The organism is Actinacidiphila acidipaludis (assembly GCF_019890725.1).
GTDB classification, from domain to species: Bacteria; Actinomycetota; Actinomycetes; order Streptomycetales; family Streptomycetaceae; genus Actinacidiphila; species Actinacidiphila acidipaludis.
On record NZ_JAINZZ010000005.1, the window covers coordinates 102885 to 118153 of the forward strand.

General features: G+C 71.4%; 18 protein-coding genes. 11 read left to right on the forward strand and 7 right to left on the reverse strand.

The annotated features are described in order from the left end of the window. Nucleotides 1–142 precede the first annotated feature (142 nt). The 8 genes from K7862_RS06410 to K7862_RS06445 all read left to right on the forward strand — a co-directional run bounded on the left by K7862_RS06410 (nucleotide 143) and on the right by K7862_RS06445 (nucleotide 7041). On the forward strand, nucleotides 143–550 hold the full coding sequence (locus K7862_RS06410; RefSeq protein WP_222961431.1) for a putative quinol monooxygenase: 408 nt from the start codon (nucleotides 143–145) through the stop codon (nucleotides 548–550). 35 nt (nucleotides 551–585) lie between these two features. Then, the gene (locus tag K7862_RS06415; RefSeq protein ID WP_222961432.1) at nucleotides 586–1524 is read left to right on the forward strand and encodes an SDR family NAD(P)-dependent oxidoreductase; all 939 of its coding nucleotides are present in this window, start codon (nucleotides 586–588) and stop codon (nucleotides 1522–1524) included. Then, on the forward strand, nucleotides 1521–2666 hold the full coding sequence (locus tag K7862_RS06420) for an AvrD family protein (RefSeq protein ID WP_222961433.1): 1146 nt from the start codon (nucleotides 1521–1523) through the stop codon (nucleotides 2664–2666). Before K7862_RS06415 ends, K7862_RS06420 begins: the two co-directional genes overlap by 4 nt. Before the next feature lie 35 nt (nucleotides 2667–2701). Next, nucleotides 2702–3451, forward strand: a complete 750-nt coding sequence (locus K7862_RS06425) for an AAA family ATPase (RefSeq protein WP_222961434.1) — start codon at nucleotides 2702–2704, stop codon at nucleotides 3449–3451. Then, nucleotides 3448–4452 (forward strand): beta-ketoacyl-ACP synthase III, encoded by a 1005-nt coding sequence (locus K7862_RS06430; RefSeq protein ID WP_222961435.1) that lies wholly within the window; start codon nucleotides 3448–3450, stop codon nucleotides 4450–4452. The genes K7862_RS06425 and K7862_RS06430 overlap by 4 nt, the downstream gene beginning before the upstream one ends. A gap of 141 nt (nucleotides 4453–4593) precedes the next feature. Continuing rightward, nucleotides 4594–4836 (forward strand): acyl carrier protein, encoded by a 243-nt coding sequence (locus K7862_RS06435; protein WP_222961436.1) that lies wholly within the window; start codon nucleotides 4594–4596, stop codon nucleotides 4834–4836. Continuing rightward, entirely contained in the window at nucleotides 4836–6479 is a 1644-nt protein-coding gene (locus K7862_RS06440; protein ID WP_222961437.1) for an FAD-dependent monooxygenase, read from the forward strand. Before K7862_RS06435 ends, K7862_RS06440 begins: the two co-directional genes overlap by 1 nt. A gap of 133 nt (nucleotides 6480–6612) precedes the next feature. Further along, nucleotides 6613–7041: a nuclear transport factor 2 family protein gene (locus K7862_RS06445; protein ID WP_308011877.1), complete on the forward strand. Its 429-nt coding sequence runs from the start codon at nucleotides 6613–6615 to the stop codon at nucleotides 7039–7041. Nucleotides 7042–7096: 55 nt separating this feature from the next. Here the strand turns inward: K7862_RS06445 and K7862_RS06450 are convergent, their stop codons facing one another. After that, nucleotides 7097–7774 carry a response regulator transcription factor gene (locus K7862_RS06450; RefSeq protein ID WP_222961438.1) on the reverse strand — a complete coding sequence of 226 codons (678 nt, stop codon included), beginning with the start codon at nucleotides 7772–7774 and terminating at the stop codon, nucleotides 7097–7099. Beyond that, a complete protein-coding gene (locus tag K7862_RS06455) occupies nucleotides 7771–8505 on the reverse strand; it encodes a sensor histidine kinase (protein ID WP_222961439.1) in 735 nt (244 codons plus the stop codon). The genes K7862_RS06450 and K7862_RS06455 overlap by 4 nt, the downstream gene beginning before the upstream one ends. 105 nt (nucleotides 8506–8610) lie before the next feature. Here K7862_RS06455 and K7862_RS06460 point away from each other — a divergent pair, with 105 nt between their 5' ends. Continuing rightward, complete coding sequence (locus K7862_RS06460; protein WP_222961440.1) at nucleotides 8611–10269, forward strand: acyl-CoA carboxylase subunit beta; 1659 nt, start codon at nucleotides 8611–8613, stop codon at nucleotides 10267–10269. Beyond that, a complete protein-coding gene (locus K7862_RS06465) occupies nucleotides 10266–10535 on the forward strand; it encodes an acyl-CoA carboxylase subunit epsilon (protein WP_222961441.1) in 270 nt (89 codons plus the stop codon). The genes K7862_RS06460 and K7862_RS06465 overlap by 4 nt, the downstream gene beginning before the upstream one ends. 85 nt (nucleotides 10536–10620) lie before the next feature. Here K7862_RS06465 and K7862_RS06470 read toward each other — a convergent pair whose 3' ends face one another. Beyond that, nucleotides 10621–11115, reverse strand: a complete 495-nt coding sequence (locus tag K7862_RS06470) for an RICIN domain-containing protein (protein WP_222961442.1) — start codon at nucleotides 11113–11115, stop codon at nucleotides 10621–10623. Between the two features lie 295 nt (nucleotides 11116–11410). On the opposite strand from K7862_RS06470, the gene K7862_RS06475 reads away from it, so the two are divergent. Beyond that, nucleotides 11411–11950, forward strand: coding sequence for an NUDIX hydrolase (locus K7862_RS06475; protein WP_222961443.1), 540 nt, complete (start codon nucleotides 11411–11413; stop codon nucleotides 11948–11950). On the opposite strand, the gene K7862_RS06480 is transcribed toward K7862_RS06475, so the two are convergent. The 4 genes from K7862_RS06480 to K7862_RS06495 form a co-directional block, all read right to left on the reverse strand. Further along, nucleotides 11905–12306: a DUF4234 domain-containing protein gene (locus tag K7862_RS06480; protein ID WP_222961444.1), complete on the reverse strand. Its 402-nt coding sequence runs from the start codon at nucleotides 12304–12306 to the stop codon at nucleotides 11905–11907. The genes K7862_RS06475 and K7862_RS06480 overlap by 46 nt on opposite strands. A gap of 203 nt (nucleotides 12307–12509) precedes the next feature. Continuing rightward, nucleotides 12510–13445, reverse strand: coding sequence for a hypothetical protein (locus K7862_RS06485; protein ID WP_222961445.1), 936 nt, complete (start codon nucleotides 13443–13445; stop codon nucleotides 12510–12512). A gap of 181 nt (nucleotides 13446–13626) precedes the next feature. Continuing rightward, the gene (locus tag K7862_RS06490; protein ID WP_222961446.1) at nucleotides 13627–13998 is read right to left on the reverse strand and encodes a hypothetical protein; all 372 of its coding nucleotides are present in this window, start codon (nucleotides 13996–13998) and stop codon (nucleotides 13627–13629) included. Between the two features lie 241 nt (nucleotides 13999–14239). Beyond that, a complete protein-coding gene (locus K7862_RS06495) occupies nucleotides 14240–15193 on the reverse strand; it encodes an aldo/keto reductase (RefSeq protein ID WP_222961447.1) in 954 nt (317 codons plus the stop codon). Nucleotides 15194–15269: the final 76 nt, after the last annotated feature.

Below are 15269 nucleotides of genomic sequence, written 5' to 3' on the forward strand. Positions count from 1 at the left end.
ATTCCGCGATGTTTCCAAAGTAGTAGTGCCGGTACGGCGTTCGAACCCCTGTCTGAACCCCATCGGAGAATTTCCCCCGGGCCTCGCGCTTCCTAGGGTGAATTCCGTGAGCCACCCGTTCGACTCCCTGAGGAGAAAGACCATGACCGTTCAGCAGGACATGCCCGTTCCCGCCGTGAACACCCAGGCGCCGCAGACGCTGGGCTCCGCGGGCGACGACGGGATCATTCTCACCGTCGTGGCGAGTTTCGAGCAGATAGCCGCCGAACACCGCGCGGAATTCCTGGAGTCGGCGCAGCGCGAGGCGTTCCTGTCGCTGCGGGACGAGCCGGGGACCATCAGCTACCACATCGTTCCCGACCGCGACGACCCCACCCGTGTGGTGTTCCAGGCCACGTTCACCGACGACGCCGCGTACGAGCAGCACCAAGGGAATGCGCCGGCCCGGGAATTCCTGGAGATGGTGGCGCGGAACAACATCAGCGGCCCGAACATCTACGTCTGCAATTTCTCGGTGCCGAACGTCAACCATCCCGCCCGCGGTCAGTGAGCCATCAGCCACCCGTCCTCTTCGATGGAGCAGGCATGACCGACAACACGCCTACCGTAATGATCACGGGCGCCACCGCCGGACTCGGCCGCGCCCTGGCCCGCGACCTCGTCGCCGGCGGCCGGCGCGTGCTGGTGCACGGGAGGGACGGCGAGCGCGTCGCCCGGCTCGCCGCCGAACTCGGCCCCCGCGCCGTCCCGTGCACGGCCGACCTGTCCTCGCTCGACGAGGTGGAGCGGCTGGCCGCCGAGGTCCGCGGGCTCACCCCCCGCCTCGACGTCCTGGTCAACAACGCCGCGGTGGGATTCGGCCCGCCCGGCCAGACCCGCCAGACCAGCCACGACGGCCACGAACTGCGCTTCGCCGTCAACTACCTGGCGCCCGTGGTGCTCACCCGGGCCCTGCTGCCGCTGCTCACCGCCACCGCGCCGGCCCGCGTGCTCAACGTCGGGTCGGTGGGGCAGGCGCCCTTCGACCCGGCCGAGGCCCCCTACTACGACGCCTACCAGGGCGTCACCGCCTACCGGCGCTCCAAACTGGCCCTGGCCGCCTTCACCTTCGACCTCGCCGAGGAACTGCGCGGCACCGGCGTGACCGTGAACTGCCTGCACCCGGCGGGCTTCATGGACACCTCGATGGTCCGCGAGAGCGGGGTGCGGCCGCACTCCACCGTCGCGCAGGGCGCGGCTCCCGCGCTCCGCCTGATCACCGACCCGGCGCTGACCGACGTCACCGGCGAGTTCTTCGACGGCTTCTTCCCCGGCCGGGCCCGGCCCGAGGCGTACGACCCGGGGTTCATCTCCCGGCTGCGCTCGGTCACCGACCAGGTCACCGGCCGCGTCGAGATCCCCGACGGCGTCTGCCCGTACACCTTCCGGTCCGCCCAGGGCGTCCTGCCGCTGGCCGGCGCGGCGGCGAACGGCTCGCTGCCGGTCGGCGGCGGCGTCACGTTCCGGCTCAAGGGGGCGTCATGACAACCGCCGCCTCCCCCGCGCCCACCGCCACCCCGGTGCACGCGGCGTCCACCCCGTCGTTCGTCGCGTCCGTCGACGACCGTCTCGGGCCGGCCGCCTCGCGCTTCTTCGGCGACGGCCACCGGCGCGTCAGATACCGCTTCACCGACATCCTGATCGATCCGGGCCCGGAGGGCGCGATCACCGCGACCGCGGGCGTGCTCTGCCCGCCGGACTGGTCGCTGAAGGCAGGCGCCACCCAGCGCCCGCACCTGAGCACGATCGACGCGCTGGTGATCGGCGGCCGGCTGGCGGAGCTGTTCCTGACCCGCAGGCACCGGCTGACCGCCACGCAACGCTCCCTGATGTGGCTGCGCCGGGTCGAGATCCGCGCCGGGCGGGCGCCCGACGAGGAGGACCTGGAGTCGCTGCGCGCCGAGGGCAGCCCGGCCGGCACGCGCCCGCACGAGCAACTCGCGGGCACCGCGGTGACGGTGATGACCTGCCGGGTCGGCGGGATGCGGGTGAGCTGCGAAGTCGTCCACCCCTTCGGGCGGCCGGTCGTCCGCCCGGTCCTCCACCCGCTGTTCGACCAGGCCGGCCCCGCGGCCACCCAGCTCGGTGACCTGGCCGCCGCGGGCCTCGGCGCCGGTGACCGCGCCGCAGGCCCCGTCCCGTACCCCGCGCCGCCGGGGCTGTACGGCGAGGGGTTCCGCACCCGCAGGCAGCCGATCCGCGACATCACCCTGCAGGTGACCGCGGACCGGCAGCGGGCCGCCGCGACCGCCCGCCTTACCCCCGTCCCCGGCACCACGCCGGGCAGCGGCGGCCTGGAAGGCGCCTACCAGCCGTCGGTGTCCTTCATCGACGCGTTCGTGATCGCCCTCCAGCTCGGCCAGGTGCTGCTCTACGACCTGGACGGCCTGGACCGCGCGCACAGCAACACCTTGTGGATGCGGCGCACCGTCCTGGAGTGCGACACCCCCGAGCGCCCGGCGACCGGCCCGTTCCCGGTGACCACGGAGCTCGCCGGCAGCACCCTGCTCGACACCCGCGACGGCGCCCGGTGGCGCACCGCCGACATCACCGCCGCGTGCGCGGGCGTGCGCGTCCTGTGCTCCGTCACCCACGAACTCCCGCGTCCGGCAGCCCTGTCCGGCTGACCGCCCGCGCCCTACACGAAAGGGCGATTGCCCCCATGAGGCTCGGCATCTCAGGAACCTATTCGTCCGGCAAGACCCTGACCGCGCTCGCCCTGTCCCACTACACCGGCCTGCCGCGGACCACGGCCAGGACCATGCGGGAGATACTCCCCGACGCGGCGCCGGGCAAGACGCTCGAGGAGTGCACCGCGGCCGAACTGCTGCAGATGATCGTCGTCCGCCACACCGAGCGGGTGAAGTACGAGCACCAGCTCGCCGCCGGCTTCGTCTCCGACGGCTCGTCGCTGCAGGAGTGGATCTACGGCGCGCTGCGCGTCAAGGTCGGCATCAACCCCAACGACTCGGCCGCCCTCGGCGACCGGGACGTCGAACGGACCGCCGAACTGGCGTTCTTCGATGACGTCATGCGTCAACTCGGCGTCTCCTTCAAGCAGCACGTGCAGCGCGGCTTCGACGCCTTCGTGCACCTGCGCAACGAGCTCCCGCTGTCGGCCGACGGCCACCGGCCGGTCAACGACCGCTTCCGCACCATGGCCGACGCGCGGTTGCTGGAGGTCCTGGACGAGCTGCGGATCCCGGTGCACGTCGTGTCGGGAACGCTGCCTGAGCGCCTGCGCGCCATCGCCGCCGCGACCGGGCTGCGTCCGGTCACCACCGAGGACCAGGCCGTCGCCGCGGCCCGGGCCGAGTACCAGCGGATCGACACCACGATCGAGACCCGGCGGACGGCGGCGCCCACCGGCCGGCCTCCGGTCCACCGGCCGGTCGCCCGGAGCCGGGCATGAGCACGCCCACCGCCGTGCTCGAAGGGCTGGGGACCGCGCTCCCGCCCCGAGTGGTGACCAACGCGGAACTGGCCGAGCGGCTCGACACCTCGGACGAGTGGATACGCACCAGGACCGGCATCGCCGAGCGCCGGATGGTCGCTCCCGGCGTCGCCACCAGCGATCTGGCGGTGGAGGCCGGCGAGCGCGCCCTGAAGTCGGCGGACGTCCACGAGGTGGACCTGGTGGTGGTCGCCACCACCACGCCGGACCACCCCTGCCCGGCCACCGCCCCCGACGTGGCGTCCCGGCTGGGCCTGGGCCCGGTCCCCGCCTACGACATGGCGGCGGTCTGCTCGGGCTTCGTCTACGCGCTGTCCGGCGCGGCCGGGGCGATCGCCGCCCGGCAGGCCGAACGGGTGCTGGTCATCGGCGCCGAGACGTTCAGCTCGATCATCAGCCCCGAGGACCGCTCGACCGCGGTCATCTTCGGCGACGGCGCCGGAGCGGTGGTGCTGCGCGCCGGCTCGGCCGAAGAGCCGGGCTCGCTCCTCGGCTTCGACCTGGGCAGCGACGGCGCGCTCGCCGACCTGATCAAGATCCCCGGCGGCGGCTCGCGGCAGCGTGCCACCGGGCTCCCACCCGACGCCGACGACTCCTGGTTCACGATGCAGGGCCGGCCGGTGTTCACCAACGCGGTCAAACGCATGGCGGGTTCGGCCGGTGCGCTGCTCCAGCGCGTCGGCTGGCCGGTGGACTCGGTGGACCGTTTCGTCGGTCACCAGGCCAACGTCCGCATCCTGCACGCGGTCGCCGAGCAGCTCGGCGTCCCCGCCGACCGCGCCGTGATCAACCTGGACAAGGTCGGCAACACCTCCGCGGCCTCCATCCCGCTCGCGATGGGCGCGGCGGCGGCCGACGGCGAACTCACGCCCGGCGACCGGGTGCTGATCAGCGCCTTCGGCGGCGGCGTCACCTGGGGCTCGGCCGCCCTGGTCTGGCCGGACCTGACGGCCCTGTAGGGCCGCCGGCCGCCACGCAGGACGCACCGCGACCGCACCGCCCGGCAGGCGACGACGACGCACGACGGCACACGACACGGGAACGACCCGACGACCGACCCCACGGACGACCCGGACACCCCGGGGGACAAGGAGCACACGATGTCACAGCAACTGCTCGACTGCCTCATACAGATGATCGTCGACAAGTACGGCCTGGACGCGGCCCAGCTGTCACCGCACACCCGCTTCGAGGACCTGGAGTTCGACTCGCTCGTGATGCTGGAACTGGCCGTCGCCCTGGAACTGCGCCTGGGGATCCCGGTCTCCGACGAGGAACTGCTGTCGGTGGAGTCCATCGGCGAGGCCGTGGAACTGCTCGACGCGAAGGTCGTGGCCGCGTGATGACCGAGTCGCCCGGACCTCGGGCCGTGGACGAGCCCGAGGTGCTGATCGTCGGCGCCGGACCGGTCGGCGTCGCCCTGGCCTGCGAACTGCTCCAGCAGGACGTGCGGGTCCGGCTGATCGACCGCCGGGCCGGCATCGACGAGTCCGACCCGCACTCCAAGGGCATCCTGGTCTGGCCGCGCAGTCTCGAGGTGCTGGCCAGGATCGGCGTCGCGGGCCGGCTGGCCGCCACCGGCCACCGCAGCAAGGGCGTCAACTACTACTCCGAGGGCCGGCTGCGCGGCACCGCGCACATGCACCGGCTGGCCGACTCGCCGTACCCGTTCGTCCTGACGCTGCCGCAGCGCGAGACCGAGCGGGTGCTGCGCGACCGGCTCGCGGAGCTGGGCGGGACCATCGAGTTCGGCACCGCGCTGGTCGGCCTGGACACCTCCGGTGAGCTGCCCGAGGCCCGCCTGGTCCGCGGCGGCGCCGCCGAGACGGTGGTCCCGCGCTACCTCGTCGGCGCCGACGGCCCCGGCTCCATCACGCGCGAACTGCTGGGCATCCGCTTCGACGGCGAGGCCATCGACGTCACGTACGCCATCGCGGACGCCCCGATCAGCGGCGACGTCCCGGAGAACGCCCAGTACTACTACTCGCGTGACGGCGTCGTGGCCCTGGTGCCGCTGGCGAACGGGTACTACCGGATCGCCGCCAACATCCCGCACCGCGGCCCCGACGAGGACAACCCCTCCCCGCAGTTGCTGGAGGAGGTGATCAACCGGCGGGCCCACACCCGCTTCACGGTCGGCACGCCGCTGTGGACCCGGTCCTTCAGGCCCCGGCTCGGCCTGGCCGAACGCTTCGGCAACGGCCGCTGCTTCCTCGTCGGCGACTCCGCGCACGTGATCAGCCCGGCCGGCGGCCAGGGCATGAACATCGGTTTCCAGGACGCGGCCAACCTCGGCTGGAAACTGGGCGGTGTGGTGCGGGGCCGGCTGAACGAAGCCGCGCTGGACACCTACCACGCCGAACGCAGCGTCGGGGCGGTGCGGATGGCGAAGACCTCCGCGGCGCAGGCGCGCTTCGCCATGCAGCGCAAGTCCGCGCGCATCGCGGTGCGCGACGCGGTGTTCGTCGCCGCGCGGTGGACCGGCCTGCTGGACCGCATCCTGGTGCCGCTGCTCGCGCAGACCGACGTCGACTACGCGGAGAGCGTGTCCGACCCGCTGTTCCGCCGCATCGCCCATCCGGCCCGGCCCGGGCAGCGCGTCCCGCTGTTCGCCGCTCCCGGTGGCGGCGACACGAACGGCGCCGCGGAGCCGGCGGGCGGGGGGTTCGGCGGCATCCCGCCGCTCGACCCGTACCAGTACACCGTCGTCCTGTGGCCGGGCCGCCGTACGCCGGCGGACTGGAGCACCACCGCCGCCGGGCTGCTCGACCGCTTCACCGGGCAGGCCCGTGTCCTCGACCTCGGAGCGGTGCCCGCGGCCGCGGCACCCGCGCTGCGGAGGGCGTTCGGGAACCGGCCGGTCATCGCGACGGTCCGTCCCGACGGCCACCTGGCGCACCTGGCCCCGGCGACCGCGCCGGAGCAGGCCCAGGCCTTCCTGCGCTCCATCGCGCCGGACCGGACCGCGGTGCCGAGCCTGGTCTGACCACGGCCACGCGGCCGCATCCGCACCGCACACCGTCATCCAGCCCCTGCTCACCCCGTTTTGGCCCCCTGCCACGACCACGACCGACCGACCGACTGACCGACTGACCGACTGACCGACCGAGGAGACATCCGTGTCCAGCAGCACCGCAACCATCACCGCCGACTCCAGCCCCACCGAGATCGTCCAGGGCTTCTTCACCGCCTTCGGCAGCGGTGACCTCGACAGCCTGCTCGCCCTGTTCGCCGACGAGGTGGACTGGGACGTCCCCGGCGCACCGTCCGTGCCGTGGACCGGGCGGCGTACGACCAAGGCCGAACTGGCCGAGTTCTTCGCCGTCGCCGGCCAGGAGGTGGCGGCCACCGAGGAGTTCGCCGTGGACACCGTGGTCGCGCAGGGCGTGACCGCCGTGGCCCTCGGCCGCTTCACGCACGTGATCCGCCGCACGGGCAAGAAGTTCTCCTCGCAGTTCGCCCTTCACGTGACCGTCGCGGACGGGCGGATCACGCTGTACCACATGTTCGAGGACGGGCACGCGGCCGCCGAGGCGTTCGCGGCCTGAGCCGGGCCCGCCCCGCCCACGGCTCCGCCCCTGCCTGAGCGCAGCCGGACCGGCGTCACCGCTGCCGGACCGGCCTGCCCGGCAGGGAGCGGGGCTGGGGCGGAGCGATCAGCGAGGCGTCGACCGCCTTGTTGACCGCGTCGATCCGGGACACCGCACCCAGCTTCTCGAAGACGTTGCGCAAGTGGCGCTTCACCGTGCCCTCGGTGATGCTCAGCCGGCCCGCGATCTGGCGGTTGCTGAGCGCGTCGGCGACCAGGGTCAGCACCTCGCGCTCGCGCGCGGAGATGCGCCCGTCCTGGGCGCCGGCGCCCGGCAGCGCGGCGAACTGCGAGACGGAGATGAGCACTTCGTCGCCCTCGCGCATGCATCCGCGGATCACCGACACCAGGTGCTGCCTGCTCACGCGCTTGTTGAGGTAGCCGCGGATGCCCAGGGCCAGCAGTTCACGCACCAGATCCGGGCTCTCGTGCATGCTCAGCACGATCACCCGGGTGCCCGGCGAGACCATCAGGACCTGCGGCACGGTGACGTCGACCGGCTGGCCCGGCATCTCGACGTCCAGCAGGAGCACGTCGGGCCGCAGCCGGCCGCAGAGCGCCACCGCCTGCGCCCCGTCGGGGGCGTCGGCCACCACCTCGAAGTCCGCCTCCAGTTGGAGGCACTCGCGCAGCGTCTCACGGAGGATGACATGGTCGTCGGCGAGCAGCACGCGGATCCGGGTCCCGGTCACGCGTGCTGCTCCGTCCTCGCGGCGGTCCCGGCCAGCGGGAGGCGCACGGTGACCCGGGTTCCCCGGCCGGCCACCGACTCGATGCGGGTGACGCCGCCCAGGCCGTGGGCGCGCTCGCGCATCGAGACGAGCCCGAAGCCGCCGTGGCCGGGCGGGACCAGCGCGCTCTGGTCGAACCCGACGCCGTCGTCGTCCACCACCGCGGTCACCGCGTCAGGGGTGATCCTGGTCCGCACGCGGACGGTGCCCGCGCGGGCGTGCGCGAACGCGTTGCGCAGTAACTCGCACAGGATCAGGAAGAGCTGGCCGCGGTGGCCGGGGGGCAGCCACGACTCCTCCCCTTCGGTGCGTACCCGCACCCGGGTCCCGGCCGGCGCGACGCCGCCCGCGAAGGCCCGCAGATCGTCGGCGAGCCGGCCGCGGGAACTCCCGGCACCGGACAGCTCGCCGCTGAGTTCGCGGACCACCCGCATCGCCTCGGACACCGCGCGCAGGCCCTGCTCCAGGCGCTCTCCCGCGCCCTTGGGGTCGTCGTGGACGAACAGTTGCGCCAGTTCCAACTGCCGCAGTGCGACAGCCAGTTCGCTGCCCACGCGGTCGTGCAGCTCACGCGCCACGTGGCGCGGGTCGCGCCAGGTGTGCCGTTCCAGGACGACCGGCGGGCGGCGGGCCGCGGTCGGGGGGCGGGGCGGTGCGTCGCTGATCGTTGCCTTGCCGTGCGGCTGCTGCATCGGACGGCCCTTCCTCTCCTGGGGCTGCTATCACGACAATAAAATACCTTCACGAAGGAATCAATACCTGTCAGGCCGAACACCGATCGAACGGAGGTCCCAGCGATGACCGTGATGGAGGAACGACCCGGTCCGGTCACGGCGACGGCGCCCGCACCCGCGGCGCCCGCACCCTTGGCGGCAACGGCAACGGCAACGGCACCCGTGTCCGCACCGGACGCGCACGCCAGGCTCCGGGAGTTGCAACGCCTCAGGGCGCGCGCCCACGAAGGCCCCGACCCGCAGGCGACCACCCGCCAGCACGCGCGCGGCAAGCTCACCGCACACGAGAGGATCGCGCTCCTGCTCGACGAGGGGTCGTTCACCGAGGTCGAGTCCCTGCGGCGGCACCGCGCCACCGGCTTCGGCCTGGAAGACAAGCGGCCGTCCGGCGACGGCGTCGTCACCGGATGGGGCACCGTCCACGGCCGGACCGTCTTCGTCTACGCGCACGACTTCCGGGTGTTCGGAGGCGCCCTCGGCGAGGCGCACGCGCAGAAGATCCACAAGCTGATGGACCTCGCGGCGGCCGCGGGCGCACCACTGGTCAGCCTCAACGACGGGGCCGGGGCCCGCATCCAGGAGGGCGTGTCCGCGCTCGCCGGCTACGGCGGCATCTTCCGCCGCAACGTCCGCCTGTCCGGCGTGGTCCCCCAGATCAGCGTGATACTGGGACCCTGCGCCGGCGGCGCGGCCTACTCCCCCGCACTCACCGACTTCGTCTTCATGGTCCGCGGCACCTCGCAGATGTTCATCACCGGCCCCGACGTGGTCCAGGCGGTCACCGGCGAGCAGGTCGGCCTCGACGGCCTCGGCGGCGCCGACGTGCACGCCACCTTGTCCGGCGTCGCCACCGCAGCCTACGACGACGAGGAGAGCTGCCTGCACGACGTCCGCTACCTGCTGTCGCTGCTGCCCGCCAACAACCACGAGCTCGCCCCGGCGCACGAAGCGTCCGACCCGGCCGACCGCTCCTGCGACGCGCTGCTGGACCTGGTGCCCGCCGAGGCCCAGCACGCCTACGACATGCGGGCCCTCATCGAACAGGTCGTGGACGACGGCGAGTTCTTCGAGGTGCACTCCGCCTGGGCGCCCAACCTGGTGTGCGCGCTGGCCCGGCTCGACGGCCAGGTCGTCGGGCTCGTCGCCAACCAGCCGGCCGCCATGGCCGGCGTCCTCGACATCGAGGCCTCCGAGAAAGGCGCGCGCTTCGTGCAGTTCTGCGACGCGTTCAGCATCCCGCTGGTCACACTCGTGGACGTCCCCGGCTTCATGCCCGGCGTCGGCCAGGAACACGGCGGCATCATCCGGCACGGCGCGAAGCTGCTCTACGCCTACTGCAACGCCACCGTGCCCCGGATCCAGCTGATCGTCCGCAAGGCCTACGGCGGCGCGTACATCGTGATGGACTCCCGCTCCATCGGCGCGGACCTGTCCCTGGCCTGGCCGACCAACGAGATCGCCGTGATGGGCGCGGAGGGCGCCGCCAACGTCGTCTTCCGCAAGGAGATCGCGGCCTCCGACGACCCCGAGGCCGCCCGCGCCCGGCTCGTCCAGGAGTACCGCGACGAGCTGATGCACCCGTACTACGCCGCCGAACGCGGCCTGGTGGACGAGGTGATCGACCCGCGCGAGACCAGGGCCGTGCTCATCCGCTCCCTGGCCATGCTCCGCGCCAAACACGCGGACCTGCCCGCCCGCAAGCACGGCAACGCGCCGACATGAGCGCACCGGCCTCTCACGCGAACGCGCCGGCCACCGCGCTGGTGGGCGCGAGCGGGACGTCCCCCCATCAGGCCGGGACCGCCGCGGCGTTCCGCGTGGTCCGGGGGGACGCGACCCCGGCCGAACTCGCCGCACTCGCCGTCGTCCTGCTCAGCGTCAGCCGGCCGACCGACCAGGGCCCGGACGCCACCACGGAACCGCCCCGCGCGGCCTGGCACCGCCCCCGCCACGCCCACCACCGGTGCCCCCGCTCCTGGCGCCGCTGAGCGTGTCCTGCGGCTCCCCTTTCGGGAGCCGCAGGACACGTGGAAGTCGTACTGCCATGAAGTGCTACGGCAGCACGCCCTCAGATCACGTGTCGTACCCGTACCACGTCTGGTCCGGGTAGGGGCCGTACGGATAGATGTTGATCGCCGCACCGGCCGCGGTGGAAGCACCGGGAACGGACATGGCCCAGCCCTGGATCGTCGACAGGGAGTCACTCCGGCTGCCGTACCACCACGTGAAGAGCTCCGTGTTCGGATTCCCGTTCGCCGCGTACGAGCCGCAGTTGCGAAGGGTGAGCTGGGCGGTGCTCCCGGGCACGTACGTAGCGCACAGATCGGTGTTCGTCGCGGGCTGAAGGTAGAACCATCCCGGATGGCTGTCCGAGGACTCCTCATGCCAGTACTGGTCCGGGTAACCCCCGCACGACCACTGGTCGATGACCTGCCCCGCATAGATGTTGTCACCGGGGATGGACATGCACAGACCGGAGTTGCCGTTCTGGACCGTCATCGGCGAACCGGTGGACGCGGAAGCGGTGGCCGTGCTCGCGAAAAGCCCGATGGATGCCAGGAGACCCACCCCGAGGGCGTACCACCTGCGGCTTCGCTTCCGCGGGTCTAACGCTGCTGACATAGTGATCCCTTCCGACTGGGGACTGCAGGCCGACGGCCGCCTGAGCGGTGTTCGCCGGTGGGCCGGGCATGTGTGCCACTTCGCGGCGCCCTGCTGACGCGAGACGATCGCCCCGGCTGCCTGACGGCGAGGCTAGGCGCACACGTCCTACGTCCGTCCTAGATCCGTCCTAGGGGTGCGGATCGCTTGCCTCACGTGCTCGTCGGCCAGGGGTGTCAGTGGAGGCTGGGATCGTGCTTTTGTGAGTGAACTGGTTGAGCGTGTCGATGAGCATGACCGCGTGCTCGGAGTCGTCGACCGGGACGAGGCGGTGCGTAGGAACTGGCCGCATCGCATTGCGACGACGATCTGCCGTGACGGCGACGGGCGGATCCTGGTGGTGCGACGGGCCGAGACGATGTCCCGGTTCCCGGGCTACTACGACGTGATGGTCGGCGGTGGCGTGAACGTGGGCGAGTCGTATGAGCATGCGGCGGCCCGCGAGCTGACGGAAGAACTGGGCGTCAGCGTGCCGGTGCGTTTCCTGTTCAAGTTCCTCTGCCGGGACGGGATCAGCCCCGTGTGGTTCGGGGTGCACGAGGCTGTCGTGACAGACCCTTTGGTCCCGGACCCGGATGAGATCGCCTGGCAGGACTGGATGGCAGCGGACGAACTTCGTCACGTCGCCGACCAATGGCCCTTCGTTCCAGGAGGGCGGAAGGCCCTGCGCCGATATCTGGAGTCCGGATGCGCACCTCAAGCCGCGAGGGGCACCTCGGAGCCCTCCTCGGGCTGCTGGTAGCGGGCCCAGATCTGGTTCAGCTCCTGCTGGTAGTACAGCACGTGCAGGCTGAAGACGAAGGCCAGAACGAGCCCGATCAGCGGGTTGCAGGTGGCCTGCATCCCGGCCGCCTGCTGCATCCTGGCGATGCGCTGACCGGTGTTGTAGATCGAGACGAACGGAGGGACGATCACCACCCAGCCGACCGTCACGGCCAGCACGGACACCACGGGGTCGACCGTGATCCCGCGGTCGAAGTCTCTGGCCTCACGATTGACCTTGTAGTACCAGACCAGGTGGTAGATCCCCAGCGTCAGCAGCGGCCAGACCAACCAGACCAGGAAGATGTTGCGGGTCTTGCCCGCACGACCGGTCATGAAACGCTCCCCACATCCCGCGGACGCGTGTACGTGCAGGAACCGCGCCGGCCCACCCCGTGCAGCCAGGGCACCTGGCGTCACCGGCCTTCGGTCCTCCTTTCAGTGCACCACGATCACCCCTGGCCCGCGCGCCGAAGCGCAGCTCGAAGTCGCCGTGGTCGTTGCCGGCGGGGTCGGCCGTCAGGCCGGCGGACAGGTCATCACGCGTCCGCCCCACCGGAGGCGATGAGGCGCCGTGCCTTCGCCAGCCGGTCGTCGAGGCTGCGTCGGAAAGCCGAGAGAGCCGCCGTGTGCGAGTCGATGTACTGCTTGTCGTACGCGGTCTCCACGGCCACCGCGACGCCCATCAGATTCGTCGACAGCTTGCAGTCCAGATCGGCGGTCGCCGTGGCGATCTCCGCAGGCGAGTGAGTGCGGGAGACGGCCCCCGGCCCTGAGAACGACCGCCACTTCGGGTCGGCATAGGCTGCCCACGGTGACCCGTAGCTGAAGCCCTTGGACTTCATGCACCGGCTCCACTTGGCATTGGCACCGACCATCCGGGGATCCGTCGCCGGAACCTTCGGGCCGCCGTCGGGCAACTGGTTGGAGTCCGCGGGCATCGGCGGGTCTCCCACTTCCGCCCGTCCCCGGCCCAGGCACCCGTGGTCGGGCACGGCCTTCCCGTCATACACGGTGACGGGCTTGTTCGCTCGGTCCACACCGTCGAGCACCGCGAGCACCCCGTCGGAGACGGCCGGCGGGGCGCTGCTGCGACTGACCGCGTCGTACCCCTTGCTCTGCGGAGCGCTCGGGTCGAAGAAGCCATACACCACGGAACGCTTCTTGAGCTCCCGCGGAGTGTCGCTGAACGCGGCGCCCCACTGCGGAGCCGGATAGGACAGGCCGTAACCCCGCACGCACCGCTGAGCCACCGCGGTGGAAGCCCTGAACAACGTCCTGGTCTGCTCCACGGTCACTTCGTACGAGTCGATGGGCAGTGCGATCTGGTCGACGGACGTGATCACGGGGACGGGGCCGAGCGGCGGCGAACCGTGCTGCTCCGCCCTTCCGTGGGCACAGGAGGCGACAGAGATCACCGTTGCCAGAACTGCCGCGTATCGTGCTGCATTCATCGAAGCGGTCTTGATGCTCAACATGCGACCTCGAATGGTCCCGGTTCCCCCTGTTCGGTGCCGGCGGCCACCCACGCAGACCGGTGGCCGCCGGCACCGCAAAGGCGGGCTGAGTACGGCGAGCTTCACGATGCGGAACCGCGTAAGGCACGCCCGGACAGGCGGACGGTGTCCACCCCGTGCAGCGCCAAGGCTGCTGACGCTAGCTGGTGATGTAGACCCACCTGGTCGTCCACAGACAACCGCTCCCGCAGGCGGGCAGGTTCATGGTGCCGGGCGAGAAGTGGACCGGGGCCCAGCCGGTAGGATCCGTGACGTAGCCGGTGTTGACGCCGCTGCCGACCGCCCACGTGCCGGGAATGTTGGCCCAGCCGGGCCCGGTGCTTCCGTCCCGGCGCAAGACGTAGCAGTAGTCCGCCTCGCCATTCGCGCCTGAGCTGTACACGGTCACCCCGTTGGTCGGGCAACTGACGTTGACCACGGTGGCGCTGGCCGGTGCGGCCACTGCGACACCACCGACGAGGATGCCGCCGGCGACGGCGGCCGTTGCGAGCTTCTTGCCGATTCTCATCATCGTGCTCTCCATCACTGCCGTTCGGCGTCACCGGTCACCGATGACCTGCGGATCGCCACGTCCGTGCCCCCTGATCGGGAGCCGGTTTCCGGGTGCGCGGGAAGCGAGCCGAGCACCCGACAGCGACGCTACGGAGCCGAGTCCGTCAGCCGTCCTAGGTTCGTCCTAGGTTCGTCCTGGAGACCCGAACCTGGCCACCACGCCCTCGGACGACCCCGCGGCGGCCTGGCTCCGACGACCCCTACATCCCCTGCTCCCAAAACCCCCGCGTGTCGACGTCCGCGGCGTCCGCCAGCGCCTCGAGTTCCGCGATTTCCTCGCCTGCCAGCTCGATACCGCGAGCTCGGACCAACCCGTCGATGTGACCCGCCTTCGTCACCCCGACGATCGGCGTGGTCCCCTTGGCGATCGCCCAGGCCGTCGCCACATCGGCGGCCGACGCCCCTCGGACCTCGCCGATCGCCCCCATCCGCTCCGTCAGCGCCTGCAACTGGGGCAGCATCCCGTTGTACACAGCCGCCCGGCTGCTCCCCTCCGGCAACGGATGCGCCGGGCTGTACCTGCCGGTCAGCGCTCCCTGCTCGAGGACCATGTAGGAGAAGAACCGCACATCGTGCTCGCGGCAGTGGTCGAGAATGCCCGCACGCTCAGAGCTCCGGTACAGGAGGCTGAAGTGGTTCTGCACCGCCTCCACGCGGAAACCGGCCTCGCCGAGGATCCGATCGGCGAGAGCGATCTCCTCCATGTTGTGGTTCGAGACGCCGACATGCCTGATGGCGCCGCTCCTGAGCAGCGGGATCAGAGGCGGCGTCCACCGTGCCACGTCGGCAGGATTGTGGATCCAGAAGAGATCCACATAGTCCGTCCCCATCCGGTCCAGGCTCTGCCCCAGCATGTCCGCCACCGGATCCCCGCCGTCGCCCGCGATCTGCGGAGTGAACTTCGTCGACAGCTGATACTCACTGCGGTCATACCCCGCCAGCGCCTGGGCGAGGACGCTCTCCGAGCGACCCATGCCATACACCACGGCGGTGTCCCACAAGGTCAACCCGTTCGACTGCGCCTTCTCGACGACCTCTCGCAGGCCGGACTCGCTCAGCCGGCTGCCGAAGTAGCCGTCGCCCGCCTCGCCGCTGTCTCCCCAGGCCCATGTACCCAACGCCACCGCCGGCACATCCAGCGCCTTGCTCGCCATGTCTTTGCTCCCTTGCTTGTTCTCGGGATCGTGTCGGAACGTCCGAACCCCAGGAGATCGCGACCGCCGCCGCCGG